We start from the raw sequence: 25,252 nt of genomic DNA on the forward strand, positions 1-25,252 counted from the left end.
TATCGGTCAGTTGCGCAGCCGGCTCAGCTGGATCGCATTGAGGCGATCGGAAGCCGTGCGGGCGGCGTCGGTGCCGGGATAGCGGGTGGCGACGTCGGCGAGCGTGCGCTCGGCGGCATCGACCTGTTTGAGGCCGAACTGGGCCAGACCGACCTTGAGCAGCGCGCCGGCGGCCTTGTCGTGGGTCGGGTAGCGATCGAGCAGGGTCTGGAACTCTTCCTGCGCGAGCTGGTAGTTCTGGGTGACGTAATAGCTTTCGCCGAGCCAGTACAGCGCGTTGGGCGCATAGGCGCCGCTCGGGTAGTTGGCCAGGAACGCCTGGAACAGGCGCGCCGATTCGACGTACTGGCCGGCCTTGAGCGCGCTGAAGGCGGTGTCGTAGGCGCCGCGCTCGTCGCCGCTCTGGGCGAGCAGGCCGGCATCGCCATGCACCACCGGTGCGCTGTCCCTCACCGCCGCCGAGGGCGACGGTGTCGGGGGTGTCTGCGGTGCAGCGGCCGGAGCCGACGGCGCCACCCCGCCTTCGAGGCGGTTGAGGCGGTTGTCGGTGTCCAGGTACTGCGCCTTGTTCGTGTCCTGCAGCTGACGGGTGGTCTGCTGCAGTTCCTCGACCTGGGCGCGCAGGGCCTGCAGCTCGGTCTTGAGCTGAGTCACCTGGTTGAGCAAATCGAGGTTGGCCTGGTTGTCCGAGGCGCGCTGCTCGAGGACCGCGACGCGGTCGGCGAGGCTGGCGCGCTGGGCGAACGCGGGCGTGGCGGCCAGGCAGGCCGCCGCGATCGCCAAGGCTAGTGCGAACTTACGCATCGCTTAGATCAACCTTCGTTCTTCGATCGGTCGGTGGACGGCGCCGATGCCCCGGCGCCGTCTTCGCTTACGCCGCGATTACTTGGCGGTGTAGACGATTTCGACGCGACGGTTCTTGGCCCAGCAGTCTTCGTTCGACTCGGTGCAGACCGGGCGCTCTTCGCCGTAGGAGGTCACGGTGATCTGGCTGCCCGAACCGCCGTTGGCCTGGATCGCCGAGGACACCGCGTTGCCGCGACGCTCGCCGAGGCCCAGGTTGTACTCGCGGCTGCCGCGCTCGTCGGCATTGCCTTCGAGGGTCATGCGCGAGGACGGACGGTCGCGCAGGTACTTGGCGTGGCAACCGACGATGGCCTGGAATTCCGGCTTCAGCGAATCCTGGTCGAGATCGAAGTAGACCACGCGCTGGCGCAGGCAGGCATCGGTGTCGAGATCGTTCGGGCCATAAGCGCCCGAAGCGACCGGACCGGTGTCGGACGGCACGGTGGTGGAGGGGCCGGTACCGGAATCGGTCGGCGGGGCTTCCTTGACCTTCTTCGAGCAGGCGACGGCCGCGGTACACAGCACAGCGGCGAGCAGGATGCGGGCGGTGTTGTTCATGGGTATTCCTCGTCAGTTGTAACGTGGGGCAGGAGTCGTTCGGGGGGTGTGGCGCGTCCGCGCGCAGGGAAACGCCCGGCCGCTTATCGCGGCAGGCGGTAGGGTCCCCAGGCCGGTTCGCGCACGTCGCCGTCGGCGAGCACCAGGCGCTGGCGCACCCGGGCATCGGCTGAAACGGCATAGAGCACGCCACGGCGTCCTTCGCGCGCAGCATAAATGATCATGGAGGCATTCGGGGCAAAGCTCGGCGACTCGTCCAGCGAACCCGGCGACAGCGTGCTCCAGCGCGGCGAGCCCAGGCTGCTGTCCATCATCGCGATCCGGTAGGTGTTGCCTGCGCCCTGGGCGGTGGCGATCTTCTTGCCGTCGAAGGAAACGCTGGCGCTGGCGTTGTAGCTGCCCTGGAAGGTGACGCGGGTGGCGCCGCCGCCGCTGGCCGAGACCTGGTAGATCTGCGGCTTGCCGCCGCGGTCGGAGGTGAAATAGATCTTGCTGGCGTCGGCGGCCCAGGTCGGCTCGGTGTCGATGCCGAAGTGGTTGGTCAGCTGGGTCAGTGCCTTGCTGCCGAGGTCCATCACGTAGATCTCGGGGTTGCCGCTGCGCGACAGGGTCAGCGCCAAGCGACGGCCGTCCGGCGAGAACGCCGGGGCGCCGTTGATGCCGCGGAATTTCGCGATCAGCTCGCGGCTGCCGGTGCCGATGTTCTGGATGTAGATCGAGGAATTACCGCCCTCGAAGCTGACGTAGGCCAGGCGCGCGCCGTCCGGGCTCCACGACGGCGACAGCAGCGGCTCGGGCGAGCGCACCACGGTCTGCGGGTTGTAGCCGTCGGAGTCGGCGACCATCAGCGCGTAGTTGCTGCCGCGGCCGACGCCGGTGGCGGTGACGTAGGCGATGCGGGTGAAGAACGCGCCGCGCACGCCGGTGATCTTCTCGTAGACCGCATCGGCGATCTGGTGGGCCACATCGCGCATCGCGTTCGAACGTGCGGTCAGGGCGAAGCCGAGCAGGCGCTGCTGCTTGGCCACGTCGAACAGCTCGTACTCGACCCGGTAGCTGCCGGCGCCGGCATCGACCACCCGGCCGACGACGATGTAGTCCTGGTTGAGCGCACGCCAATCCGGGTAGCTGATCTCGCTGCCCTTGGTCGGCTTGGCGGCCATCTGCTCGACCGGCAGGCCGCGGAACTGGCCGGACCGGTTGAGGTCGTTGCGGACGACCTCGGCGACGTCGGTCTGGGGCGCGGCGCCACTGCCCTGGTAGGGCATCGGCACGACCGCGATCGGCAGGGCCGAGGCGTTGCCGCCGACGATGTCGATCTCCAACCCTTGCTGTTGGGCTGCGGCGGCGAAGGGAAGCAGGAGAGCCAGCAGCGAGGCCAGCCAGCGCAGGGGTCGTTTCATCGGCACTCCGTGATCGGTCGACGCGGGTTGTTCAGGTTCGGCATTGTTAACGTTGGAGGGTGAACGTGGGCTCAAAAGCGGGGGTCAATTTACATGTCGGCCTTGCCGAATCGGCCCAACGGTCGCAATCGGCGCCCATTCCGGCTCATTCGGGACATGAATGGGGCTTCGGTAGCCCCGGATCGGAGTCAGGCAGGTCGGACGGCCAGCCCCTGCCCTGGCCGATGGCTCAGCGCTCGCGCAGCCGTTGCCACCAACGCCGGGGCTTGGACGCCACCGGGTCCTCGTCCTGGACCCGGAAGCCGAGCCGGATCTGCGGCCGGAACACCTGTTGATAGCCCTGGTAAGGCAGCGGCGAGGCCTGGCGCACGGCGGCGAGCAGGGACAGCCGCCCGGCCTCGTCCAGGCCGCAGGGCTCGACCACCTGCACCGACAGCACCCGACCGCCCGGCGCCTGGCGCAGGTCTAGGCTGCAACTGGCGTCGGCCGGCGTGGTGGCCGGCGGCGCCCATTGCTCATCGATGGCGGCGCGCAGGACCTCGGCGTAGCGCTGCTGGTTCTGCGCGACCCGGTCGGACTGGGCCAGGCTCGCTGCGGACAGCGCCGACAGCGCGAAACCTGCGAGCAGCGGCACTCCCCTCGCCCGGCCCACTCAGCGGTCCTGGGCTTTGAAGTTGAGATTGAGGTTGCGCTGGAACACCGACTCGAAGCCCGCATACGGCAGAGGCTGGGCCTTGAGCACGGCGGCTTCGATCGAACGCCGGCCCTGCTCGTCGTAGGCGCACGGCTCGACCACCTCGACCGCGAGTACGGCGCCGCCGGGCGATTGGCGGATGTTCAAGCGGCAACCCGCGCCGAGCGGCACGCTGTCGGGGCGCGTCCACTTCTCGACGATCGCGGCCTGCAGGGCGGCGGCGTACTTGGCCGCCAGGCCGGTGTCGACGCCCTGGTTGCCGGTGGTCGCCGGCGCCGTGGCGGCGGCGTTCTGGCTGGCCTTGGCGGCGCGCGCGTCGGCGATCTGCTGCAGCTTCTGTTCGCTCAGGCTCTGCTCGCGCTGCAGCTTGGCGCGCTCGGCGCGGATCTTCTCCAACTGCTTGTCGCGCTCGAGTTGCTCGGCGGCCAGGCGCTTTTGCTGTTGCGCTTCTTCCTGGCGCTTCTGCTCGGTCAGGTCGACCTGTTCCTGGCGCGCCTTGGCTTCCTGGACCTTCTGCTCTTCGGCGCGGTTCGGCGTCGGCGTGTCGACGACCTGTTCCTGCGTGGTCGTGTCCGGCACCGGGATGAAGTCTTGCGGCGATTGCTGCTGCGGCGCGGTCGCGTCCTGCGGCTTGGGCTCGGGAATGGGCTGCGGCAAGGGCGAGGCGTCCTCCGGCTCGGGCAGCGGCAGCGGGTCGACCGGCTCGGGGCGATTGCGCAGGGTGCGCTGCATCGCCGCCGAGAGATCGCTGACATCGGTCAGCTCCGAAGACAGCGGCGACCCCGCCGCGGACACCTGCGCGCTGTTCCAGTTCCAGAGCATGCTCAGGAAAATGGCCGCGACCAGCAGGCCGTGCAGGAGCACGGCCAGCATGATGGCTTGCGCGGTGTCGGCGCGGGTTTCCCTCATTTCTTCGCGCCCTTCTCGGGCTGGCTCATCAGGCCGACCTTCTCCACGCCGACGTCCTTGAGGATGTTCATCACGTCCATCACCGGCTGATAGTTCGAGCGGCCGTCGGCGGCGATGTAGACCTGCAGCTTTTCCTTGCCGTTCTGCTTGACCAGGGCGCCGACCTTGGTCGCCAGGGTTTCGCGGTTGACCGCTTCATTGCTGCCGGCCTGGACGGCGAGGAAATAGTTGCCCTGGGCGTCGACCTGGACCACCACCGGGTCCTGCTTGGTCTCGATCGACTTGAGGTTGGAATTGGGCAGGTCGACGTCGATGCCGAGGGTCAGCAGCGGCGCGGTGACCATGAAGATGATCAGCAGCACGAGCATCACGTCGATGTAGGGAACGACGTTGATCTCGGCCTTGAGTTTGCGTTTGCGCGGGCGGCGGATGGCGGTGCCGGACATGGCGGAATTCCTCGTCGGTTACGCGTTGCGGTCGCGCTGGCCTTGGCGCAGCGGACGCGGGCGGTGCAGGCAGCGGTGCGGGCGGGCGGGCCAGCGATGGGGCGCGAGCCGCATCACTCGTCCAGGTGGGCCTGGCGCTGCAGGATCGAGGAGAACTCTTCGGAGAACGCGTCGTAACGCACGGCCAGGCGCTCGACGCCGGTGGCGAAACGGTTGTAGGCCCACACCGCCGGGATCGCCACGAACAGGCCCATCGCGGTGGCCAGCAGCGCCTCGGAAATGCCCGGGGCGACGTCGGCGATGCCGACCTGCTTGGACGCGGAAACCAGCGAATGCATGGTCACCATGATGCCGAACACGGTGCCGACCAGGCCGATGTAGGGCGAGGTCGAGCCGATGTTGGCGAGCAGTTCGAGGTTGTGTTCCAGGCCATCGAGTTCGCGCGAGCCGGTCGCGCGCATCGCGCGCTGGGCGCCTTCGAGCTGGGCGCGGGCGTCGACGCCGCGGCGCTGGCGGATGCGGTTGAACTCGCGGAAGCCGGCTTCGAAGATCGCTTCCAGGCCGCCCATCGCGCGGTTGCGCTCGGTGGTGCCGGCATAGAGCTTGGACAGTTCGGCGCCCGACCAGAAGCGCTCTTCGAAATGATCGGCTTCGCTGCGCGCGCGCCGGATCACCTTCCATTTGCGGAAGATGATGATCCACGAGGTGATCGAGGCGATCACCAGCAAGGCCATGATGAACTGGACCGGGAGGCTGGCCTTGATCACCAGGTCCCAGAGATTGAAGCTGGCGGCTTCGCCGGCCGCGGCGGCGCCTTGGGTCACGGCCTGGACGGCTTCCTCCGGCAGGGCTTCCACGGTCGTGGCCAGAAGCGCGATCAGCGATGACGTCATGCTTGGTTCTCCGTAGCCCGGTACGCGGGCCTGTGATGGGGCTGGGTGGTCCGTGGGGAGTAACGAACCGCCGGATGATTTGGGTTCAACGCTGGCCTGGGCACGGTGCCTGGGCTCAGTCGTCGCGGCCGGCCTGGACTTCCTGCGCCTGCAACTGCGCCAACAAGGCCGCTGGAATCGCGCAGGGACGCAGATGCTCGGCATCCACCGCGGCGACCCGGACTTCGGCGCTGATCAGCGTTTCCTCGCCGCGCCGCACGGTCTGCGCGAAGATCAGGCTGGCGCGGCGGCAGCGCCGCAGTTCCACCGTGACCTCCAGCGCATCGTCGAGCCGCGCCGGTTTGAGGAAACCGATCTGCATGCCCGCGACCACGAACAACAGCCCGTGATCGCGGCGCAAACCGTCCTGGCCGTAGCCCAGGGCGCGCACCCATTCGGTCCGCGCGCGCTCCAGGAACGCCAGGTACTGGGCGTGATAGACCAGACCGCCAGCGTCGGTATCTTCCCAATAGACGCGTGTCGGCCAACTGAACACCGATTCAACCGCGCTCATGGCTCGGAGGCCTCTTCGAACAGCCCGGCCGTGTCGGCGCGGGGTTTCAGGCCCATATGGCGATAGGCGCGCTGGGTCGCCATGCGGCCGCGCGCGGTGCGGATCAGATAGCCCTGCTGGATCAGGAAGGGCTCGATCACGTCCTCGAGCGTGCCGCGTTCCTCGCTGAGCGCGGCCGCCAGCGACTCGACCCCGACCGGGCCGCCGTCGAAGGATTCGATGATGGTCCGCAGCAGGCGCCGGTCGAGATCGTCGAAACCTTCCGGATCGACCTTGAGCATGGCCATGGCGGCATCGGCGGTCTGCAGGTCGATGTTGCCGCCGGCACGCACCTGGGCGAAGTCGCGCACGCGCCGCAGCAGGCGGTTGGCGATGCGCGGGGTGCCGCGCGAGCGGCGGGCGATTTCCGCCGCGCCCTCGGGGGCGCAGGAAATCCCGAGAATCTGCGCCGAGCGGCGCACGATCCGGGTCAGGTCCTCGGTGTTGTAGAACTCCAGGCGCTGGACGATGCCGAAACGGTCGCGCAGCGGCGCGGTCAGCAGGCCGGCGCGGGTGGTCGCGCCGATCAGGGTGAACGGCGGCAGGTCGAGCTTGATCGAGCGCGCGGCCGGGCCTTCGCCGATCATGATGTCGATCTGGTAGTCCTCCATCGCCGGATACAGCACTTCCTCGACCACGGGCGAGAGGCGGTGGATCTCGTCGACGAACAGCACGTCGTGCGGCTGCAGATTGGTCAGCAATGCGGCCAGGTCCCCGGCCTTCTCGATCACCGGACCCGAGGTCTGGCGCAGATTGACCCCGAGCTCGTTGGCGATGACATGGCTGAGAGTGGTCTTGCCCAGGCCCGGCGGCCCGAAGATCAGCACGTGATCGAGGGCTTCGCCGCGGTGCTTGGCGGCCTCGATGTAGATCTTGAGCTGCTCGCGCACCGGCTGCTGACCGAGGTACTCGTCCAGGCGCTTGGGCCGGATCGAGGCCTCGATGGCGTCGTCTTCACGGGTCGAGGAGGCAGCGATGATGCGGTCTTCGGTCATACCGCTATGTTCGCATGGGATGGTGCGCGGCGCAGGGCGGAAAGTATCGGGGTGTGCCGATCCCGGGGTTTGACGCGTGGGCGGCCGGCCGGCGTGCCGCGGGAGCCGGTTGCGGCGCGAATGCGGACGGTCGGCAGCTGGGAGCCAGATCGCCCCCCTTTGGCAAAGGGGGCGGGCGGCCGGCGTCGCATGGCGAAGCGAGGGCGTTGGAGCGCCGGGGATTTGCCTTGGGTTTGGCTAGAAGCAAATCCCCCCCTGCTCCTTTTCAAAGGGGGGAATGGCAACGGCGGAGCGGGAAACCCAGGTGCATCCCCTCAAGCGAAATGCACGTCGTAGCGGTCGTGCACTTCGGCCAGGCGCTCGGCATCGACTTCGCCGCGCATGATGCTCGGCAGCATGCGGAAATAATCGAAACGGTCGATACCGGGGGCCAGGGTGATGAATACGTCAGCGACCCGGCCTTCGCTGGCGGCGAAGGAATGCACGACGCCGGGCGGAATCACCGCATAGCCGCCCTTTTCGACGGTTATGGTCTCGCCGTCGATGACCATCTCAAGCGCGCCGTCGAGCACATAGAACGCTTCGCTCGAACGTTTGTGGTGATGCGGCTTGGCGCCGGCCGCACCGGCCTCCAGGCGCAGGCGGTTGGCGCCGAGCGCGCCGCAACAGTCGCTGGCGTCGGCCAGCAACCACAGCTGGGTGCCGTTGCCCTGCAGTGTTTCGGCGTCTTGTTGCTGGATCACGAAAGCGCGGGAGCGGGTCATCGCGGAACCTCGTCGATGGAAAGTGCGACGAGGCTAGGCGCCACCGGTACGAGGCGGCAATCCGGCACGGGTGGAACGATTTTTCCCGAATTTCCCGCGCGCACCGCTGTGTTGCAGCGGTGCTGTTGCGCCGGCCGGGATTCGGGATCGGTCGCACGCAGGCAACGCCCTCGCCTCGGACTTCGAATTCGCCAAGCCGCAGCACCGCTGCGGCCGTTGCAAAACCCCGGCCGCGCAGCGAGGCGACTAGATCTCGACCTGGGCGCCGAGCTCGACCAGGCGATTGCCGGGAATGCGGAAGAACCCGGTCGCCGGCGCCGCGTTGCGGTGCATGAAGGCGAACAGGCGGTCGCGCCAGATCGGCATGCCGCGGTGACGGCTGGCGACCACGGTCTCGCGGCTGGCGAAGTAGGTCGTGTCCATCGGGTCGAAATAGATGCCGCCGGCATCGCAGGAACGCATCAGCGCCAGCGGCACGTCGGGCACTTCCATGAAGCCGAAGCGGATCAGCACGCGATAGAAGTCGTTGCCGATCGCCTCGATCTTCAGGCGCTTCTCGCGCGGTGCGTACGGAATGCCCAGCGTTTCCACGGTCAGGAACACGTTGCGCTCGTGCAGCACCTTGTTGTGCTTGAGGTTGTGCAGCAAGGCATGCGGTACCACGCCCTTGTCGGCGGTCATGAAGATCGCCGTACCGGGGACGCGCACCGGCGGCGCCAGCATCAGGCCGGGCAGGAAGCTGCCGAGCTGGATGCCTTCCTTGCGCACTTCCTCGTGCAGCAATTCGCGGCCGCGGCGCCAGGTGCGCAGCAGGGTGAACACGACCAGGCCCAGCACGACCGGGAACCAGGCGCCCTGGAAGAACTTGGCGCCATTGGCGATGACGAAGCCGAGGTCGACGACGAAGAACACCACGCACAACGGCAACACCCACGTGCGCCAGCGCGGCCACAGCGAGCGCGCGACCAGGGCCAGCAGCAGAGTGTCGATCAGCATCGTCGCCGACACCGAGATGCCGTAGGCGGTCGCCAACGCGGTCGAGCTGCGGAACGCGAGCACCACGGTGATGACGGTGATCGCCAGGATCCAGTTGATGTACGGCACGTAGATCTGGCCGATGGTGTCGCTGGAGGTGTGCTTGATCTGCATGCGCGGGATATAGCCCAGCTGCATGGCCTGGCGTGCGACCGAGTAGGCGCCGGTGATGACGGCCTGCGAGGCGATCACCGCCGCCATCGTCGCCAGCACGATCATCGGGTACAGGCCCCACGACGGCACCGCCTCGAAGAACGGGTTTTTGACCGCTTCGGGATGCTGCAGCACGAATGCGCCCTGACCGAGGTAGTTCAACATCAGACAGGGCAGCACCATGGTGTACCAGGCGTAGCGGATCGGGCGCGCGCCGAAATGGCCCATGTCGGCGTACAGCGCTTCGCCGCCGGTGACGGCCAGCACCACCGCGCCGAGGATCAGCACCGAATGCGAGCCGTGCTCGACGAAGAAGCGCACGCCCCAGCGCGGGTCCAGCGCCTTGAACACCTCCGGCGCCTGGACGATGTTGTAGATGCCGATGGCGGCGAGCGAGACGAACCACAGCATGGTGATCGGCCCGAACACCTTGCCGACCTTCTCGGTGCCGAAACGCTGGGCCAGGAACACCATCACCAGGATCACCACGGTGATCGGCACGATGAAGCGATGCAGGCCGGGCGCGGCGACTTCCAGGCCCTCGACCGCGCCGAGCACCGAGATCGCCGGGGTGATGACGCTGTCGCCGAAGAACAGCGAGGCGCCGAAGATGCCCAGGATGCCGACCACATAGGCCGAGCGCCCGCCCTTGGCCAAGGTGCGCTGGGCCAGGGTCATCAGCGCCATGATCCCGCCTTCGCCCTCGTTGTCGGCGCGCATGATGATGGTCACGTATTTCAGGGTGACCACGATCATCAGCGCCCAGAACACCAGCGACAGGATGCCGAGCACCGTGTCGTGGTTGCCGGTCAGGCCGAAGTGCGGCGAAAACGCCTCTTTCAGCGTGTACAGCGGGCTGGTGCCGATGTCGCCGAAGACCACGCCGATAGCGCCTACGACCAAGCCGGGCAGCCCCTTCTTGGAGCCGTGATGGCCGGAGTCGTGCCCGTTCGCGGCCGAATGGCCGTGAGCGTGCTTGCCTTGCGAGGAGGGAACGGTAGAGGACATTTCGCGTGGTTCCGTGGCGGTGACCCGCCTTGGCTCAACGAAGCGCGGACTTTAGCGCTTTGCGGATGATGGCGGCAGCATCGTCGCCGGCGGCGGTGGCGTCGCGCGCCATGCGCGCGGCCTCGGCCGGTTTGTAGCCCAGTTGCTGCAGGGCGATGGTGGCTTCGCTCTGCGGATCGGCGGGAACCCCGCTGGAGCCGAGGGTCGGCGCGCCGAGCCCGGCCAGGTCGGCGGCGCGGTCGCGCAGCTCGACGACCATGCGCTCGGCGGTCTTCTTGCCGATACCGGGGATGCGGGTCAGCGCGGTGACGTCGCCGGTCTGGACCAGGCGCGCGAATTCCTCGACCGGCACGCCCGACAGCACCGCCAGGGCGATCTTGGCGCCGATGCCGCTGACCCGCTGCACGTCGCGGAACAAGCGCCGTTCGGCCTCGCGTAGGAAGCCGTACAGCGAAACGCTGTCTTCCTTCTGCGCATAGTGTGTAAACAAGGACACTTCGCGGCCGAGCTCGGGCAAGTCGTAGAACGTGCTCATGGGCGCTTCGAGCTCGTAACCCACGCCGTTGACGTCCACGATCAGCCACGGCGGCTGCTTGTGGATCAGGGTGCCTCTGAGACGACCGATCACTGTGGAACTCCAGATACGGCTGGCGACGCGCCCCGGCGGACCGGGCAGGCGCGAAGCGGGCGGTGACGATACGAAGACGGCGCGTCAGACGGAACGCGGTGGCGCGCGCAGGTCCCTACCCCGCACGCCGCCGGGCCCCTGGCGTGGGCCGGGTTCACGCCCCGCGCCTGCGCAACTGATGGGTGGCGATGCCGGTTCGCAGCGCCGTGGCACTCATGTGGGCATGGGTCAGGGCCACCGCAAGCGCGTCGGCGGCGTCGGCCTGCAGCTTCACTTCGGGAAGATTCAGCAACAGCCGCACCATGTGCTGGACCTGCTGCTTGTCGGCCGCGCCGCGGCCCACCAGCGACTGCTTGATCAGGCGCGGTGCGTACTCGCTGATGGGGATGCGCCGGCGCACCACGGTGGCCAGGGCGGCGCCACGGGCATGACCGAGCTTCAGCGCGGAAGTCGCCGACTTGTCCATGAAGACGGTTTCGATCGCGACCTGGTCGGGCCGGTACTCGTCGAGCACCGCCTCCAGGCCTTCGCACAGCAGACCCAGGCGCGAGGGGAAATCCTCGGCGTCGAGCAGCTTGAGCGCCTGCGCATGCACGTACACGCAGCGTCCGTCCGCCGCGACGTCGATCACGCCGAGGCCGGTCCGCTGCGAACCGGGGTCGATTCCTAGGATTCTGGTCACAACGACAGCTTACGCGTTATGCGTAAGCGTCCTCGTCCAGATCGGCGTTCGAATAGACGTTCTGGACGTCGTCGAGGTCTTCCAGCCAGTTCAGCAGCTTGACCACCTGCTGGGCGGTCTCGCCGGTTACGGCGATGTTGTTGTCGGCGCGCAGGGTGACCTCGGCCTGGCCGGCGACGAGGCCGGCGGCGTCCATCGCGGCCTTGACCTGCGCGAAGGCCTCGGCGCTGGTCAGCACGTCGATCGAGCCGTCTTCCGGGTACACCACCACGTCGTCGGCGCCGGCTTCGATGGCCACTTCGGTGATGCGCTCTTCGTCGGCGCCCGCGTCGAACCAGAGCACGCCGCGCTTGGCGAACATGAAAGAGACCGAGCCGTCGGTGCCGAGGTTGCCGCCGAACTTGCCGAAGGCATGGCGCACGTCGGCGACGGTGCGGACCTTGTTGTCGGTGAGGCAGTCGACGATCACCGCCACCCCGCCCGGGGCATAGCCCTCGTAGCGAATTTCCTCGTATTCCACGCCTTCCAGCGCACCGGTCGCCTTCTTGATCGCGCGCTCGATGACGTCCTTGGTCATGTTCGCCGACAAGCCCTTGTCGATGGCGCTGCGCAGGCGCGGATTGCTGTTGGGATCGCCGCCGCCCGAACGCGCCGCTACGCTGATCTCGCGGATGATCTTGGTGAAGATCTTGCCGCGCCGCGCATCCTCGGCGTTCTTGCGAGCCTCAATCGACGGACCTCTACCCATGGCAATAACCGGACGTGTTGTCTGAACAAGCCGGCGATTTTACTCGATCGTGCCCGCCCACCGGCGGTTGGCAGGAGATTCGTCGCCGATCCGGGGCGGTCCGGCCGGCGTCCGGCTCGCTCGCCCGCTCAGTCGCCAAAGCGGCCGCGACGGAAGAAGGCCTCGGCCAGGCGCGCCGCCTGCGCCGAAAACAGCAGGCCGCTGTGGCTGGCATCGATGACGGTGTGGTCGCTCAAGCCCGGCAGACGGGTCTCGGCGACCGCCACCGTGCCGTCGCTTTCGCCCTCGAAACGGCCGAAGAAACGCCCCAGCCCGTGCGGCGTGCGGCCGGCGATCAGGCCGACCTGCGCCGCCCCCTGCCAGGGCGGGCAGCCGCGCTGCAACACCTCGGCGGCGCGACCGAGCACGGCCGCGCTCCAGGCCTTGCGGGCCAGGCCGCCGGCGGCGGCGCTGCCGCACAAGGGCGTGCCCAGGCAGACCACCCGGCGCACCGGCAACTGCGGGTGCTCGCGCAAGGCCCCCAGCACGATCAGGCCGCCGAGGCTGTGGGCCAGGACATGGCAAGGCTCGTCGAGGCGTTCGACCAGGCGCGCGATCGAGGCTTCCGGACCGACGCCGGCGCCGGCATAGGCGAAGACTTCGGGCTCGTAGCCGGCCGCGGCCAGGCGCGCGCCCAGCCAGCCCATCGAGACCCCAGGCATCCAGATGCCGTGCAGCAACAGCACCCGGCGCGGGCTGCGCGGCTTGGCGGCGCGTTCGGCGGCGGGCTGGCGGGGGTCCATGTGGGTGCGGCTGTCCATGCCGCGAATATGGCCGCCGCCGGCGGCGAATCCAAGCATCCGGCGATCGCCGCGAAGATCGGGGCCAGACGTCATTCAGCGATGCCGCCGCGCAACCGCGACGGCTGCGCGACGGCATCGGGTCGATCAGCAGCGGTGCAGGGTCAGGCCGGTCGGTGCGCCGGCCGTGCCCCAGGTCTGCACCGAACCGTCGCATTCGATGCGGCCGCCGCCGATGGCATTGCCGCTGCTGTCATAGCGGGTCCACTCGGCCCATTCGACGCCGAGGATCGGGTAGCGCGCGAACGCCGAGCCCGCCACCGCCACCAGTCCCAACAACAACGCTGCCGTGAAAATCGCTTTCCGGGTACGAAGCATCTGACCTCTCCTTGTGTGTGCCGCGGACTGCATGTCCGCGATACGAGGCTAAGCCACAGCGCCACCACGATTGTTCACCCGATGCGTGTGTGCATCACAGTTCGAAGATGCCGATGCCCCGGATCCGCACGCTTCGTCCAATCGGGCCATAACGAATCGGCGACGTTCCAAGCCAGTCAATACAAATCCAAACATATCCAATATCGAAACCGCGACCGATCTCAACAAAGTCGAAGATAAAAACATGATCGCCGCGAGAGTGTGACGGCGAGCTAATCCTGTGCGTCTTCACAACCCCCAGGATTCGCCGCACCTCCCCCCCGCTCTTCGGAAGCCCGTATGAACCTGCGGCACCCTGCTCTGCCCGTCGTCAACGTACTGGCATCGGCGTTGCTCGCCGCGGTCGCGATGTTTCCTGCAGCGCCCGCATCCGCAGGCGAGCTGCGCCCCAGCCAGAGCAACAACGATCTGTCCAACCCGCATCGCGGCTTCCTGCTTTGGGGTAGCACCGTCGCCGCCGACGGCGGCCTGCCCGACAACCACTACGGCGCATCGATCTATCAGATCTACGTCCCGTGGCGCGAAATCGAAACCGCCGACGAACAGTTCGACTGGGACAAGTTCGAAACGAACCACCTGAAACCGATCCTCGACGAAGACCCCAACGCGACCTTCGTACTGCGCCCGGTCGCCGACTACCCGGACAGCGTGGCCAACAACATCGGCTACTTCTACCGCAACGAAGCCGAGCCGCTGCGGGCGTATCCGAAGTTCCTCGAGCTGGCGCCGGTCAGTATCCAGTTCCACAACTACAGCCAGACCCAGTGCGACGACGTCGGCCCCGGCCGCGCGCCGATCTACAACACCCCGGCGATGCGCCAGCAGCTGGTGCAGTTCGTGCAGGCGTTCGGACGCCGCTACGACGGCGACCCGCGCATCACCGCGGTGCACGTCGGCCTGCTCGGTTTCTGGGGCGAGTGGCATACCGCCGGCTGCGACAGTTGGGAACCCGATGCGACCACCCGCAGCGCAGTGCGCGACGCTTACGCCGCGGCGTTCCAGCAGACGCCGGTGCACAGCCGTTACGCGCGCCAGTCCGATGTCGGCGGCACGAACTTCGGCTTCAGCGAGGACTACTTCCCGTCGTTCACCGCGATGTGCAACAAGTTCGCCACCAAGTTGCCCGAGTGCGACGACAGCGGCTGGCACAACCTGGAATGGGGCTTCCGCAACGACGCCACCGCCGCGCGCGGCAACTGGAAGTTCAACCCGATCGGCGGCGAAAGCCCGAACAACGGCCAGAAGGCGACCTGGACCGGACGCACCAACGACATCCTGACCCTGCTGCGCGAGTATCACTTCACCTGGCTCGGTCCGGCCGGCCAGCACGAGGTCAATCCGTCGGGCAAGCCGTCGACGTTCAAAGCCAACATGCTCAAGGTCAAGCGCGCGCTCGGCTACGAGTTCACCGTGCGCCAGGTCAACTGGCCCGACAGCATGCAGGCCGGCGCCGCCATCCCGGTCAAGCTGAGCGTCGAGAACACCGGCTCGGCACCGCTGTATCAGGTCTACCAGACCGAACTGCACTGGGTCGATGCCGGCGGCACGACCCGCGCCAAGGCCGCGTTCGACTATCCCTTGAACGCCTTGATGCCGAACACGGTACCAGCGCTCGTCGACGCCACCGCGCAGGTGCCGGCCACGCTCGCACCGGGCAGTTATTCGCTGCGCCTGGCGATCGCCGACAGCTGGCCCGGCCGTCCGGCGATCAAGCCGCAGAACACCGGCCGCGACAGCGCCGGCCGATTGAGCTTGGGGACGGTGACCGTCGCCGCGGCGGCGGTCGACCTTTGAACGAGCGGGCCGGCGTTCTTCCCCGGGGCGCCGGCCCGCCCTTCATCGACCTGCTGCGAAGGCATTCACGCCCGGAGTCCGGAACGGATCCGGCACCGCTCACATAAGCGCGCGAGCGTCCGCGCTCCATACGCCTGCGCCCGCGCGATCCGCGGGCGCAGTCACGTTCGCGACCCCGGCCTGCCCCTAGATTCCCCGACGCCCATCGGGGCCAATCACCAGGGAGTCGGTATGAAACGATCGTCATGGTTCCTGGCGCTGAGCGTCGCGCTCGCGCCCTGCCTCGCCGCGCACGCCGCGCCGCCACGGGTCACCCAAGGCCTGGTCGGCGAATGGCATCTGGAGTTGTCCGGCAACACCGCCTACGACAGCAGCGGCTTCGGACGCAACGGCCTGGTCGTGGGCGGTGCCGCGTCGAGCTACGGCTGGCTCAATGCCGGCGCCGACTTCAGCGCCGGCAAGTACGTCGAAGTGCCCAACTCGTCCAACCTCAACTTCGGCAGCGGCAGCTTCACCGTCGCCGCTTGGGTACGCATGGCCAACCCCGGCTCGTCGATCGTCAAAACGCTGGTCGAGAACCGCGCCAGCGGCGCCGGCCGCGGCTATTCCTTCGGCGTCGACCAGGGCCGCAACGTGCTGCTGCAACTCAACGACGGCAGCACCTGGGCCAACTATGTCTCCGACGGCAGCCTGACGATGGCGGCGAACCGTTGGCACCACATCGCCGCGGTGGTCAACCGCAGTACCGCGCCGAACACGATTTCGTTCTACATCGACGGCCGCCGCACCACCGCCCAGCCGACCCCGATCGCGGCCAATATCGACAACGGCGACCGGCCGTTCCTGATCGGCGGGCACAAGGACATCGCGTCCTACCGTTTCAACGACCGCGCCGACGAAGTGCTGCTCTACAACCGCGCGCTCCCGGCCGATGCCAGCGGCGGTCTGGGCGATCTGATGGCGCCGGGCCGGACCAATTTCCAGCCGTCGTACTGGAATGACGACGCCACCCGCAAGCGTTACAACAACTGCTACAACTACGCCAACAACAAGGCCACCAATACCTTCGCCCAACCCGGCCGCGCCGCCGGCTCGATGTATAGCTCGATCAGCTGCGCTGCGGTGCATGCCGCCGCGGTCCGCGATGGCCTCGAACCGGTGAGCGACATCAACGCCTCGAGCTACAAGAACATCGTCGCACTGGTGGCCGGGACTAATTACGACTATCACTGGTACCGCCGCGACGCCAACGGCCTATGGACCCACAAACCCGGCCAGACCTCCGCCACCAACCGCGACAATTCCGGCAACGAAATCACCGACCCGCGCACCGCCAATCGCGGTGCCTACACCGATTTCTGCGGTTTCTTCCGGGTCTGGTCCGACAGCGTGGAGGGCACCGGCCATGAACAAGTCAATTAAGCCTGCGCCCACCCGGGGAACCGCCATGACCAAGCTTTCGCTGAAATCCCTGCTCACCGGCCTGGCCCTGCTGGCCGCACCGGCCTTCGCCCTCGCCGCCGAAGCGCCAGGCCTGCAGATCACCTACCTGGTGTATTCGGGCCGTCCGAACCCGGTGGTGACCGTCACCGACCCGGCCGCCCTACGCGCGATCGAGACCCGCCTCGCCGATGCCCTTGCCGCCCCGGCAAAAACCGGCGCCGCGGCCGAACCGGTGCTCGGCTACAACGGCATCCTGCTCGAACACGTCGGCGGCTCGTCCGCCAAGGCCAAACCTCAGCCGTTGCTGATCAAGGGCCAACAACTGCGCATCGACACCGCCCCGGCCACGGCGATGAAAGCTGCGACCGCCACCACCCGCAATTCCGCCGCCGCCGGCGACCTGGAAACGATGCTGCTCAAGCTCGGCCAGAAACAGGGCGTGCTGGATGCGACTACGTTGAACGTGTTGCTCGATCAACGCTGAGAACATTTGCGCGGCACCGATACGGCCTTTCTCGCTTCGACGGGGGAGGCCGTTTTTTTGGACTTAGCAGTCGGTTTGGGGTACGCGCGAATCGGTATAGCGCGGCAAGGTGACGCCGCGCGGTCGCGGCTTGTGACGCTCCTACCCAGAAGCAGTTCCGCGGTTGCGGTTGCTGTTGCGGTTGCTGTTGCTGTTGCTGTTTCTGTTGCTATTGCTATTGCTATTGCTATTGCTATTGCTATTGCCATGATGAGCTTGGCGCAGTACCGAACTCGCGAGACCGCCTGGAGACCCGGAGGGCGCCGCACAGGACGTGCGGCGTTTTCCGATAAGACAGGGACGTCTTATCGGAAAATCCCGGCGCAAGCTGCGTGCTCGCAAGGGAGCTTCGTCAAGGAAAAGCACTTTTCTTTGGTGACTTTCTTTTGGGGCTTTGGCCAAAAGAAAGTTACCCGCACCCTTTAGGGGGCGGAAGCTCTGCACTGGCTTTTAGGCTCTTAGTCGGAAGCAAGATCAAACGCCAAAAGCTTCCGCCACTAAAGCGGCGGGTTACTTTCTTTTGTCATAAGCAACAAAAGAAAGGTAACCAAAGAAAAATGCTTTTCTTTGAGTCAAGGGCCCGCACGAGCGGTGCTTCCGCGGGGATTTTTCATACGGGACATCCCTTTCCCGATGAAAAACGGCCCGCATCCATGCGGGCCGCCCTTCGGGTCCTCCATTGCCTTCGCGAGCGCGAAGCCGCGCACAGCAACGTCAACGTCAACGTCAACGGCAATGGCAATGGCAATGGCAACGGCAACGGCAATAGCAACGGCGACAGCGACAGCGACAGCGACAGCGACAGCGACAAGCTTCGCTGCGTCAGCTCACCCCGCAACCGTCACCGCATCGCGCCGCAAGATGAACTCGTGATCGCGCGTATTGCCCACGATGAAATCGTAATGGCCGACATGTTCGAAACCGTACCGGCCATAGAAACGCTGCGCGCCCAGGTTCTCCGACCACACGCCGATCCACAGGGTCCGCGGGCCTTCGCGTTGCAGCCATTCGAGCACGGTGTCGAACAGCCGCGCGCCCCAGCCGCCGTTCTGCGCTTCGCGCAGCACGTACAGGCGCTTGAGTTCGCCATCGCCTTCGGCCACGTCCGGATGCGGCAGGCCGCAGGGGCCGGCCGCGGCATGGCCCACGGCGACGCCATCGCGTTCCAGCAAGAAGATCGCGTAGTCCGGGTGCGACAAGATCACGGTCTGCTTCTCGACCGAATAGCTGTCGAGCAGAAACGTCTGCAGATCCTCCGGCGGGTACAGATGGCCGAAGGTTTCGACGAAGGTGCGCGTAGCGATGTCGGCGACGAGCCGCGCATCGTCGACGCTGGCGCGACGGATGGAAAACTTCGGTGCGGCGTTCGTCATAAGGCCTCGCAGTGTAAGCGGACGGTAACGATGCAACGGCAACGCGTGCGGACTGGCTGGGCCGAACTGGGCCGAGCTACGCCCAGCGGCGGTATTCCCGCGAACGGACGACACCGAGCCTCACCGCCCGCAGCGGCGCGCGATCGCGCGCGCCGCCGGAGCTGGCCCGACAACCGGGCTCGACGAGCCCGGCCTTGCGGCCCGGTCAGGCCGGGTCTTTCTTCGGGCGCACCATCACGTGCACTTCGGCCAGCTGCGCGTCCGGGATCGGCGACGGCGCGCCGGTCATCAGGCATTGCGCGGTGGTGGTCTTCGGGAACGCGATGACGTCGCGGATCGATTCGGTGCCGCCCATCAGCGCGGCGATGCGGTCGATGCCGAAGGCGATGCCGCCGTGCGGCGGCGCGCCGTACTTGAGCGCGTCGAGCAGGAAGCCGAACTTGGCCTCGGCCTCTTCCGCGCCGATGCCGAGCAGGTCGAACACCGCCGACTGCATCTGCGGGCGGTGGATACGGATCGAACCGCCGCCGATCTCGTTGCCGTTGAGGACCATGTCGTAGCCGCGCGACACCGCGGTCTTGGCGTTGGCGCGCAGGTCGGCGATGTCGTCGACTGCGGGCGCGGTGAAGGGGTGATGCAGGGCGACGTAGCGCTGCGCTTCCTCGTCCCACTCGAACATCGGGAAGTCGGTGACCCACAGCGGCTTCCAGCCGTCGGCGACCAGGCCGAGGTCCTTGCCGAGCTTGAGGCGCAGCGCGCCCATGAAGTCGCTGGCGGTCTTGTAGTCGGCGGCGCCGAAGAAGATCGCGTCGCCGCTCTGGGCGCCGCTGACTTCGACGATCTTGGCCAGGGTGGCGTCGTCGAGGAACTTGGCGATCGGCGAGTTGATGCCGTCGCGGCCCTTCGCGGCGTCTTCGACCTTCATCCAGGCCAGGCCCTTGGCGCCGTACTTCGCCGCGTGCGCGCCGCACTCGTCGATCTGCTTGCGCGACCAGCCGGCCGCACCCGGCGCACGCAGGGCGACGACGCGGCCATCGGCGTGGTTGGCCCAATCGGTGAAGACCTTGAATTCGCACTGCTTGACCAGCTCGGCGATGTCGACGAATTCCAGGTCGATGCGCAGATCGGGCTTGTCGGAACCGTAGCGGCGCATGGCTTCGGCATAGGTCATGCGCGGGAACTGCGCATCGAGTTCGACCTCGATGGTTTCCTTGAACACCACCCGGATCATGTCCTCGACGGTGTCCTGCACGTCGCGCTCGGAGACCCAGGCGAACTCCATGTCGAGCTGGGTGAACTCGAGCTGGCGGTCGGCACGCAGCGCTTCGTCGCGGAAGCAGCGCGCGATCTGGTAGTAACGGTCGAAGCCGGCCACCATCAGGATCTGCTTGAACAACTGCGGCGACTGCGGCAGAGCGTAAAACTCGCCCGGATGCATGCGCGCCGGCACCAGGAAGTCGCGCGCGCCTTCCGGCGTGGCCTTGGTCAGGATCGGGGTTTCGATGTCCTGGAAACCGCGCGCGTCGAGCCAGCGGCGCAGCGACTGCACCAGGCGGATGCGCGTGCGCATCATCTTCTGCATCTCGGGGCGGCGCAGGTCGAGGTAGCGGTAGGTCAGGCGGGTTTCTTCGCCGGCGTTCTCATGGGCATGGAACGGCAGCGGCTCGGCCTTGTTCAGCACCTCGATCGTCGCCGCCAGCACTTCGACCTTGCCGCTGCGGATCTTTTCGTTGGCGGCCTGACGCGCGCGCACCGTGCCGGTCACCCGCACGCAGCTCTCCACGCTCAGATCGCCGGCGGTCTTGAACAGTTCGGCGGTATCGGAGTCGACGACGATCTGCACCACGCCCTCGTGATCGCGCAGATCGGTGAACACCACGTGGCTCTGGACGCGATTGGTGTTGACCCAGCCGCACAGGGTGACGGTCTGGCCGATCAGCGCCTCGTCGACGAGGCCGCAGAAATGGGTACGCATGGAAACTCCGATTGGTCGATCCGTGAATCGTGGGGGTTGCGACAGGAGGGTTCGGGACCGGGCCGCGGCAGCTGCCGGGCCGGGAACGCCTCGCCGGCCGGGGGCCGGAACCGATCATTCTAGTGCACGTGCCAGTGCACGCGCAGGACCGCTGCAGTTGCCCGGCCACGCTCAGGACCGGTGCAGTGCGCCCTGTGCGGCCGTTATGCCCTGCACCGCCGGCCAAACTCCGGGCAGGCGGATGCGGCTCGACCCCGCAAACGACGCGGGGCGCCTCGCGGCGCCCCGGGGGGAATGCTGGACGATCCGGGTGCTGGCCGCGGACCGACCTGAATCAGGTGGCGCTGGCCCCGGAGGCCGGCTTGGCCGGGGCCGCGGCGGGCTCGGCCTTTTTCTCGGCGGGCTTGCTGTCGGCGGCCGGGGTCGAGCCGCCGGAGCCTGAGCCGGAGCTGCCCTCACCGGCCAGATTGCGCTTCTTGTCGCCGTCCTTCTTGAAGTCGGTCTCGTACCAGCCGCCGCCGGCCAGGCGGAACTGCGGCGCGGTCAGCTGACGCCCGACTTTCTCGGCGCCGCACTCGGGGCAGACGGTCGGGTCGGCGTCGGAGAGCTTCTGCAGACGGTCGAAGGCGTGGCCGCAGGCGCTGCACTGGAAGGCGTAGATGGGCATGGCGGAGACTGTAATTCGGGACGACGGACTGGGCAGTGTGGGGGCAGATCGCGGCGATGCAAGGCGCGGCGGCCTCTAATCGGACCCGCATCGAGCTCGTTTCAGGCCCCGGCGGGTTCGCTCCGGCGCCGACAGACCGGTCGCAGCGACCGGCAAGGCCGCCGGTGGCAGCGACGTCATTCGCGTCGCGCATGCCCTCATCCGGCGCTACGCGCCACCTTCTCCCGCAAGCGGGAGAAGGGTTCGCAGCACAGCCGAGGATGCACAACGCGGTTGCCCCTTGCCCTTGCCCTTGCCGTAAGGATTTCGCTGTTGCCGTGCGCCGATTCGCACTAGCGAAGGCCATCGAAGACCCGGAGGGCGGCGCGCAGGGATGCGCGCCGTTTTTCATCGGGACAGGGATGTCCCGTATGAAAAAGCCCTGCGTCGGCATCGAACGTGCGGGCCTGTGATTCAAAACAAAGCATTTTTCTTTGGTTTGCACTGTCAACGTCTAAGTGCAGCAAACGAGTCGAAAACACTCTGACGAACCTTCGCGGCTAACTCAGGCATGCCCAGCTCACGCAAGAACACCACCGCCGGGAATTGATAGCCCAACGACGCCCGTGGCCGCGTGTTGAACTCATGAGCGATTCGATCCAATTGCCGTTGCGTGTAGCCCGACAGATCGGTGCCCTTCGGAAAATATTGCCGGAGCAGACCGTTGGTGTTCTCGCAGATGCCGCGCTGCCAAGGACTGCTTGGGTCAGCGAAGTAGACCGATACGTTGGTGCGCTGGGTCAATACCCGATGCAGCGCCATCTCCTTGCCCTGGTCGTAGGTCAGCGTCTGCCTCGCCGATAGCGGCAAACGACGCAGCACCCGGCTGAATCCCTCCAGCGCGTCAGCGGCCGTGCAACCACGCATCCGCGCCAGCACCGTGAACAGGGTCTTGCGGTCCACCAGCACGCCGATCGCCGAAGCGTTGCGTGCGCCGACCAGGAAATCGCCTTCCCAGTGGCCGGGCACCAGGCGTTCGGTGGCGGCGGGCGGACGCAGGTGAATACTCTGCACATCCAGCATCCGACCGCGCCGCTCCGGGCCCCGTGCGGACGAACGGCGGGCAGCGCGCTGCTGCTTCAGTAAACGAGTCAGCTCCCGCCGAATGGGGCCACGGGGCATGGCATAAATCGCCGTATAGATGGTCTCGTGCGACACCCGCCACTCCGGTCGGTCAGGATATTCTTCGCGCAGTCCCTGGCTGATCTGACGTGGCGACCAATAACGTGCCAGTCGCCGCTGCACCTCCAGCCACAAGGCACTGTCGGCGCTCAGCTTGCGCTCGCGTCGCGCTCGACGGCGCAAGCGCCGCGCCCGTTCGCCAGCACGAACCGCATCATAGCCTCGCCGGGGTCGACCCAGCGCCGGGGTGGGCCCCGGCGTACGCACCCCATTGCGGGCCAATTCGCGCGACACGCTGCTATCGGCACGCCCCAACATTCGGGCGATAGCGCGGCCGCTATGGCCATGCTGCTTCATGGCCATGAGCACACCGCGTTCTTCGGCGCTGAAGTGGCTGTACTGGGTTCCCATGCGCTGACCTCAAGGGTGGGTGATGCGCTTGAGGTTAGACAGTGCAGTTACCTTTCTTTTGTTGCTTTAGACAAAAGAAAGTAACCCGCCGCTTTAGTGGCGGAAGCTTTTGGCGTTTGATCCTGATCTTGCTTGAGCGAAGCACCGCGAGACCTTCGCAGCGCGGTCGCGGCTCGCGCCGCTCCTACCCTCGCGACAGCTCACTCCCTCGATCAATCACGAAGGCGCTGCAAAACCTGCGAATCCCGCGATCGCGGCTCACGCCGCTCCTACAGAAAAGCAGCACCCCCCAAACGACGCCACACCACCTCAAGCCGCGTCGTACAGCGCCATCCACTCCGCCTCGGCCTTGGCCAGGTCCGCGGCGACCTTTTCGCGCTGCTTGGCTAGCTCGGCCGCGTTGTCGCCGCCGCCGGCGTATTTGGTCGGATCGGCCAGGTCCATGTCCAGGGTATGCAGCTTGGATTCCAGCTCGGCCACCCGCTTTTCCGCTTCCGCCAGCTTGACCGGGTTGACCTTGCGCCCGCCCTTGCCGCCGCCGGCGGCCTGCTTGGCGGCCGATGCGGCGGCGGTTGCCTGCGCCGCGGCCTTGGCCACGGCCGCGCCCTTGCCGTCGTTGCTGTTGTCGCGCGTGCGCAGCCACACCGCATAGGCGTCGAGGTCGCCGTCGAACGGCTGCGCCACGCCATCGGCCACGCGCCAGAAGGTTTCGCAGACCAGGCCGATCAGGTGGCGGTCGTGCGAGACCAACACGATCGCGCCGGGGAAATCGGACAGCGCTTCGGCCAGGGCCTCGCGCACGTCCAGGTCCAAGTGGTTGGTCGGTTCGTCGAGCAGCAGCACGTTCGGCTTGCGCCAGGCGATCATGGCCAGGGCCAGGCGCGCGCGTTCGCCGCCGGAGAAACCGTCGACCGATTCGAAGGCGCGGTCGCCGGGGAAATTCCACTTGCCGAGGAAATCGCGCAGCTGCTGGGTCGGCACGCCCGGGGCGATTTCGGCCAGATGATCGATCGGGCTGACGCCGGCATGCAGCGATTCGACCGTGTGCTGGGCGAAGTAACCGATGCGCAGGTCCGGATGGCCGCCGCGTTCGCCGGTCAGCAGGTCCAACTCACCGACCAGCGATTTGACCAGGGTCGACTTGCCCGCGCCGTTCGGGCCGAGCAAGGCGATGCGGTCGCCGGCTTCGAGAATAAAGCTGACGTCGTCCAGCACCACGTGGTCGCCGTAGCCGCAATCGGCATGGATCAGGCGCAGCAACGCATGCGGCAGCTTGACCGGCGCCGGGAACTCGATGCGCATCGCGCGTTCGAGCCGCACCGCCTCGGTGCCGACCATCTTGGCCAGGCGCTTGACCCGCGACTGCGCCTGCTTGGCCTTGGCCGCGCTGGCGCTGAAGCGGTCGATGAAGCTCTGCAGATGGGCGCGCTCGGCCTGCTGCTTTTCGTGGGTGATCTGCTGCAGGCGCAGGTGTTCGGCGCGCTGGCGCTCGAACGAGGTGTAGTCGCCGGTGTACAGCTTGGCCTTGCCGTCGTGCAGATGCAGGGTGTGGGTGGTGACCTCGTCGAGGAACTCGCGGTCGTGCGAGATCAGCAGCAAGGTGCCCGGATACTTCAGCAGCCACTGCTCCAGCCACAGCACCGCGTCCAGGTCCAAGTGGTTGGTCGGCTCGTCGAGCAGCAGCAGGTCCGACGGCGTCATCAGTGCGCGCGCCAGGTTCAGGCGCACGCGCCAGCCGCCGGAGAACTCCTTGACCGCGCGCTCGTGGGTGTCGGGCGAGAAGCCCAGGCCGTGCAAGAGCTTGCCGGCGCGCGCGGTGGCGTCGTAACCGCCGAGCTCTTCGAGCCGGTGGTGGGCTTCGGCGACCGCTTCCCAGTCCTCGCGCTCGACCGCTTCGCGTTCGGCGACCAGCACCTGGTAGACCTGGGCGTCGCCGGACAGGACGAAGTCCAGGGCCGGATCGTCGAGGGCCGGGGTTTCCTGGGCCACGCTGGCGATGCGCACCCGGTTGGGCACGTCGATGTCGCCGCGGTCGGCCTCGACCTCGCCCTGGATCGCCGCGAACAGCGAGGACTTGCCGGTGCCGTTACGGCCGATCACGCCCACCCGCCAGCCGGCGTGCAGGGTCAGGTCTACGTTGGACAGCAGCAGGCGTTCGCCACGCCGCATGGCGAAATCACGGAAAGAAATCATGCGGATATGGTCGCATGACTGATCGGTATTTGCTCATGAACACAAGTTCGGCCGCTCCGGCAGCGGGCGTCGAATAATCGGGACGTCGGCCTCAGACCGCCCCCACGCGTCAACGAGCTCGCCTCCCGCGGCAAAGCGCCC

At 67.1% G+C, this 25,252-nt stretch carries 24 protein-coding genes; 3 read left to right on the forward strand and 21 right to left on the reverse strand.

What is annotated here, in order from left to right; all coding sequences use genetic code 11:
* Positions 1–6 precede the first annotated feature (6 nt).
* From ybgF to GLA29479_RS08625, 16 genes are all read right to left on the reverse strand, one after another.
* Entirely contained in the window at positions 7–804 is a 798-nt protein-coding gene (gene ybgF / locus GLA29479_RS08550) for a tol-pal system protein YbgF (RefSeq protein WP_057917006.1), read from the reverse strand.
* Positions 805–882: 78 nt separating this feature from the next.
* Positions 883–1,404 (reverse strand): peptidoglycan-associated lipoprotein Pal, encoded by a 522-nt coding sequence (gene pal, locus GLA29479_RS08555; RefSeq protein WP_031373504.1) that lies wholly within the window; start codon positions 1,402–1,404, stop codon positions 883–885.
* A gap of 83 nt (positions 1,405–1,487) precedes the next feature.
* Positions 1,488–2,807, reverse strand: a complete 1,320-nt coding sequence (gene tolB / locus GLA29479_RS08560) for a Tol-Pal system beta propeller repeat protein TolB (protein ID WP_057917005.1) — start codon at positions 2,805–2,807, stop codon at positions 1,488–1,490.
* Positions 2,808–3,036: 229 nt separating this feature from the next.
* Complete coding sequence (locus tag GLA29479_RS08565) at positions 3,037–3,441, reverse strand: TonB C-terminal domain-containing protein (protein WP_057971341.1); 405 nt, start codon at positions 3,439–3,441, stop codon at positions 3,037–3,039.
* 18 nt (positions 3,442–3,459) lie between these two features.
* On the reverse strand, positions 3,460–4,410 hold the full coding sequence (locus GLA29479_RS08570) for a cell envelope integrity TolA family protein (RefSeq protein ID WP_057917003.1): 951 nt from the start codon (positions 4,408–4,410) through the stop codon (positions 3,460–3,462).
* A complete protein-coding gene (tolR, locus tag GLA29479_RS08575; RefSeq protein WP_057917002.1) occupies positions 4,407–4,856 on the reverse strand; it encodes a protein TolR in 450 nt (149 codons plus the stop codon). The genes GLA29479_RS08570 and tolR overlap by 4 nt, the downstream gene beginning before the upstream one ends.
* A gap of 113 nt (positions 4,857–4,969) precedes the next feature.
* Positions 4,970–5,749 carry a protein TolQ gene (tolQ, locus tag GLA29479_RS08580; protein ID WP_057917001.1) on the reverse strand — a complete coding sequence of 260 codons (780 nt, stop codon included), beginning with the start codon at positions 5,747–5,749 and terminating at the stop codon, positions 4,970–4,972.
* Positions 5,750–5,864: 115 nt separating this feature from the next.
* Positions 5,865–6,302, reverse strand: a complete 438-nt coding sequence (gene ybgC / locus GLA29479_RS08585; RefSeq protein ID WP_057971342.1) for a tol-pal system-associated acyl-CoA thioesterase — start codon at positions 6,300–6,302, stop codon at positions 5,865–5,867.
* Positions 6,299–7,336: a Holliday junction branch migration DNA helicase RuvB gene (ruvB, locus tag GLA29479_RS08590; protein ID WP_057916999.1), complete on the reverse strand. Its 1,038-nt coding sequence runs from the start codon at positions 7,334–7,336 to the stop codon at positions 6,299–6,301. Before ruvB ends, ybgC begins: the two co-directional genes overlap by 4 nt.
* Before the next feature lie 314 nt (positions 7,337–7,650).
* Entirely contained in the window at positions 7,651–8,100 is a 450-nt protein-coding gene (locus GLA29479_RS08595) for a cupin domain-containing protein (RefSeq protein ID WP_057971343.1), read from the reverse strand.
* A gap of 246 nt (positions 8,101–8,346) precedes the next feature.
* On the reverse strand, positions 8,347–10,296 hold the full coding sequence (locus tag GLA29479_RS08600) for a potassium transporter Kup (protein ID WP_057916997.1): 1,950 nt from the start codon (positions 10,294–10,296) through the stop codon (positions 8,347–8,349).
* A 34-nt stretch (positions 10,297–10,330) separates the two neighbouring features.
* Entirely contained in the window at positions 10,331–10,924 is a 594-nt protein-coding gene (ruvA, locus tag GLA29479_RS08605) for a Holliday junction branch migration protein RuvA (protein WP_057916996.1), read from the reverse strand.
* Between the two features lie 154 nt (positions 10,925–11,078).
* Complete coding sequence (gene ruvC, locus GLA29479_RS08610; RefSeq protein ID WP_057971344.1) at positions 11,079–11,606, reverse strand: crossover junction endodeoxyribonuclease RuvC; 528 nt, start codon at positions 11,604–11,606, stop codon at positions 11,079–11,081.
* Between the two features lie 16 nt (positions 11,607–11,622).
* On the reverse strand, positions 11,623–12,354 hold the full coding sequence (locus GLA29479_RS08615; RefSeq protein ID WP_057916994.1) for a YebC/PmpR family DNA-binding transcriptional regulator: 732 nt from the start codon (positions 12,352–12,354) through the stop codon (positions 11,623–11,625).
* A gap of 128 nt (positions 12,355–12,482) precedes the next feature.
* Entirely contained in the window at positions 12,483–13,136 is a 654-nt protein-coding gene (locus GLA29479_RS08620; RefSeq protein ID WP_057973125.1) for an alpha/beta hydrolase, read from the reverse strand.
* 144 nt (positions 13,137–13,280) lie between these two features.
* A complete protein-coding gene (locus GLA29479_RS08625) occupies positions 13,281–13,511 on the reverse strand; it encodes a DUF6289 family protein (protein ID WP_057916993.1) in 231 nt (76 codons plus the stop codon).
* A 339-nt stretch (positions 13,512–13,850) separates the two neighbouring features.
* On the opposite strand from GLA29479_RS08625, the gene GLA29479_RS08630 reads away from it, so the two are divergent.
* The 3 genes from GLA29479_RS08630 to GLA29479_RS08640 all read left to right on the forward strand — a co-directional run bounded on the left by GLA29479_RS08630 (position 13,851) and on the right by GLA29479_RS08640 (position 17,292).
* Positions 13,851–15,365 (forward strand): DUF4832 domain-containing protein, encoded by a 1,515-nt coding sequence (locus GLA29479_RS08630; protein ID WP_057916992.1) that lies wholly within the window; start codon positions 13,851–13,853, stop codon positions 15,363–15,365.
* A gap of 231 nt (positions 15,366–15,596) precedes the next feature.
* Positions 15,597–16,787, forward strand: coding sequence for a LamG domain-containing protein (locus GLA29479_RS08635; protein WP_057971346.1), 1,191 nt, complete (start codon positions 15,597–15,599; stop codon positions 16,785–16,787).
* Between the two features lie 25 nt (positions 16,788–16,812).
* Positions 16,813–17,292: a hypothetical protein gene (locus tag GLA29479_RS08640; protein WP_057971347.1), complete on the forward strand. Its 480-nt coding sequence runs from the start codon at positions 16,813–16,815 to the stop codon at positions 17,290–17,292.
* A gap of 866 nt (positions 17,293–18,158) precedes the next feature.
* Here GLA29479_RS08640 and GLA29479_RS08645 read toward each other — a convergent pair.
* The 5 genes from GLA29479_RS08645 to GLA29479_RS08665 form a co-directional block, all read right to left on the reverse strand.
* A complete protein-coding gene (locus GLA29479_RS08645; RefSeq protein WP_057971348.1) occupies positions 18,159–18,704 on the reverse strand; it encodes a GNAT family N-acetyltransferase in 546 nt (181 codons plus the stop codon).
* A 205-nt stretch (positions 18,705–18,909) separates the two neighbouring features.
* Positions 18,910–20,679, reverse strand: a complete 1,770-nt coding sequence (gene aspS, locus GLA29479_RS08650; RefSeq protein ID WP_057971349.1) for an aspartate--tRNA ligase — start codon at positions 20,677–20,679, stop codon at positions 18,910–18,912.
* Positions 20,680–21,013: 334 nt separating this feature from the next.
* The gene (locus GLA29479_RS08655; RefSeq protein ID WP_057916987.1) at positions 21,014–21,346 is read right to left on the reverse strand and encodes an FmdB family zinc ribbon protein; all 333 of its coding nucleotides are present in this window, start codon (positions 21,344–21,346) and stop codon (positions 21,014–21,016) included.
* Between the two features lie 486 nt (positions 21,347–21,832).
* Positions 21,833–22,918, reverse strand: a complete 1,086-nt coding sequence (locus GLA29479_RS08660) for an IS30 family transposase (protein ID WP_082638292.1) — start codon at positions 22,916–22,918, stop codon at positions 21,833–21,835.
* 309 nt (positions 22,919–23,227) lie between these two features.
* Positions 23,228–25,111, reverse strand: coding sequence for an ABC-F family ATP-binding cassette domain-containing protein (locus GLA29479_RS08665; protein ID WP_057971350.1), 1,884 nt, complete (start codon positions 25,109–25,111; stop codon positions 23,228–23,230).
* Positions 25,112–25,252: the final 141 nt, after the last annotated feature.

It is taken from the genome of Lysobacter antibioticus (genome assembly GCF_001442535.1).
Taxonomy (GTDB): domain Bacteria; phylum Pseudomonadota; class Gammaproteobacteria; order Xanthomonadales; family Xanthomonadaceae; genus Lysobacter; species Lysobacter antibioticus.

Coding starts and splice junctions, on each gene's coding strand:
- aspS (WP_057971349.1), bottom strand. CDS start 20,679: ATGCGTACCCATTTCTGCGGCCTCGTCGACGAGGCGCTGATCGGCCAG.
- GLA29479_RS08660 (WP_082638292.1), bottom strand. CDS start 22,918: ATGGGAACCCAGTACAGCCACTTCAGCGCCGAAGAACGCGGTGTGCTC.
- ybgC (WP_057971342.1), bottom strand. CDS start 6,302: ATGAGCGCGGTTGAATCGGTGTTCAGTTGGCCGACACGCGTCTATTGG.
- GLA29479_RS08570 (WP_057917003.1), bottom strand. CDS start 4,410: ATGAGGGAAACCCGCGCCGACACCGCGCAAGCCATCATGCTGGCCGTG.
- ybgF (WP_057917006.1), bottom strand. CDS start 804: ATGCGTAAGTTCGCACTAGCCTTGGCGATCGCGGCGGCCTGCCTGGCC.
- GLA29479_RS08645 (WP_057971348.1), bottom strand. CDS start 18,704: ATGACGAACGCCGCACCGAAGTTTTCCATCCGTCGCGCCAGCGTCGAC.
- tolB (WP_057917005.1), bottom strand. CDS start 2,807: ATGAAACGACCCCTGCGCTGGCTGGCCTCGCTGCTGGCTCTCCTGCTT.
- GLA29479_RS08615 (WP_057916994.1), bottom strand. CDS start 12,354: ATGGGTAGAGGTCCGTCGATTGAGGCTCGCAAGAACGCCGAGGATGCG.
- GLA29479_RS08625 (WP_057916993.1), bottom strand. CDS start 13,511: ATGCTTCGTACCCGGAAAGCGATTTTCACGGCAGCGTTGTTGTTGGGA.
- ruvB (WP_057916999.1), bottom strand. CDS start 7,336: ATGACCGAAGACCGCATCATCGCTGCCTCCTCGACCCGTGAAGACGAC.
- GLA29479_RS08655 (WP_057916987.1), bottom strand. CDS start 21,346: ATGCCCATCTACGCCTTCCAGTGCAGCGCCTGCGGCCACGCCTTCGAC.
- GLA29479_RS08640 (WP_057971347.1), top strand. CDS start 16,813: ATGACCAAGCTTTCGCTGAAATCCCTGCTCACCGGCCTGGCCCTGCTG.
- GLA29479_RS08665 (WP_057971350.1), bottom strand. CDS start 25,111: ATGATTTCTTTCCGTGATTTCGCCATGCGGCGTGGCGAACGCCTGCTG.
- GLA29479_RS08630 (WP_057916992.1), top strand. CDS start 13,851: ATGAACCTGCGGCACCCTGCTCTGCCCGTCGTCAACGTACTGGCATCG.
- GLA29479_RS08595 (WP_057971343.1), bottom strand. CDS start 8,100: ATGACCCGCTCCCGCGCTTTCGTGATCCAGCAACAAGACGCCGAAACA.
- GLA29479_RS08600 (WP_057916997.1), bottom strand. CDS start 10,296: ATGTCCTCTACCGTTCCCTCCTCGCAAGGCAAGCACGCTCACGGCCAT.
- pal (WP_031373504.1), bottom strand. CDS start 1,404: ATGAACAACACCGCCCGCATCCTGCTCGCCGCTGTGCTGTGTACCGCG.
- GLA29479_RS08620 (WP_057973125.1), bottom strand. CDS start 13,136: ATGGACCCCCGCCAGCCCGCCGCCGAACGCGCCGCCAAGCCGCGCAGC.
- GLA29479_RS08635 (WP_057971346.1), top strand. CDS start 15,597: ATGAAACGATCGTCATGGTTCCTGGCGCTGAGCGTCGCGCTCGCGCCC.
- tolR (WP_057917002.1), bottom strand. CDS start 4,856: ATGTCCGGCACCGCCATCCGCCGCCCGCGCAAACGCAAACTCAAGGCC.
- tolQ (WP_057917001.1), bottom strand. CDS start 5,749: ATGACGTCATCGCTGATCGCGCTTCTGGCCACGACCGTGGAAGCCCTG.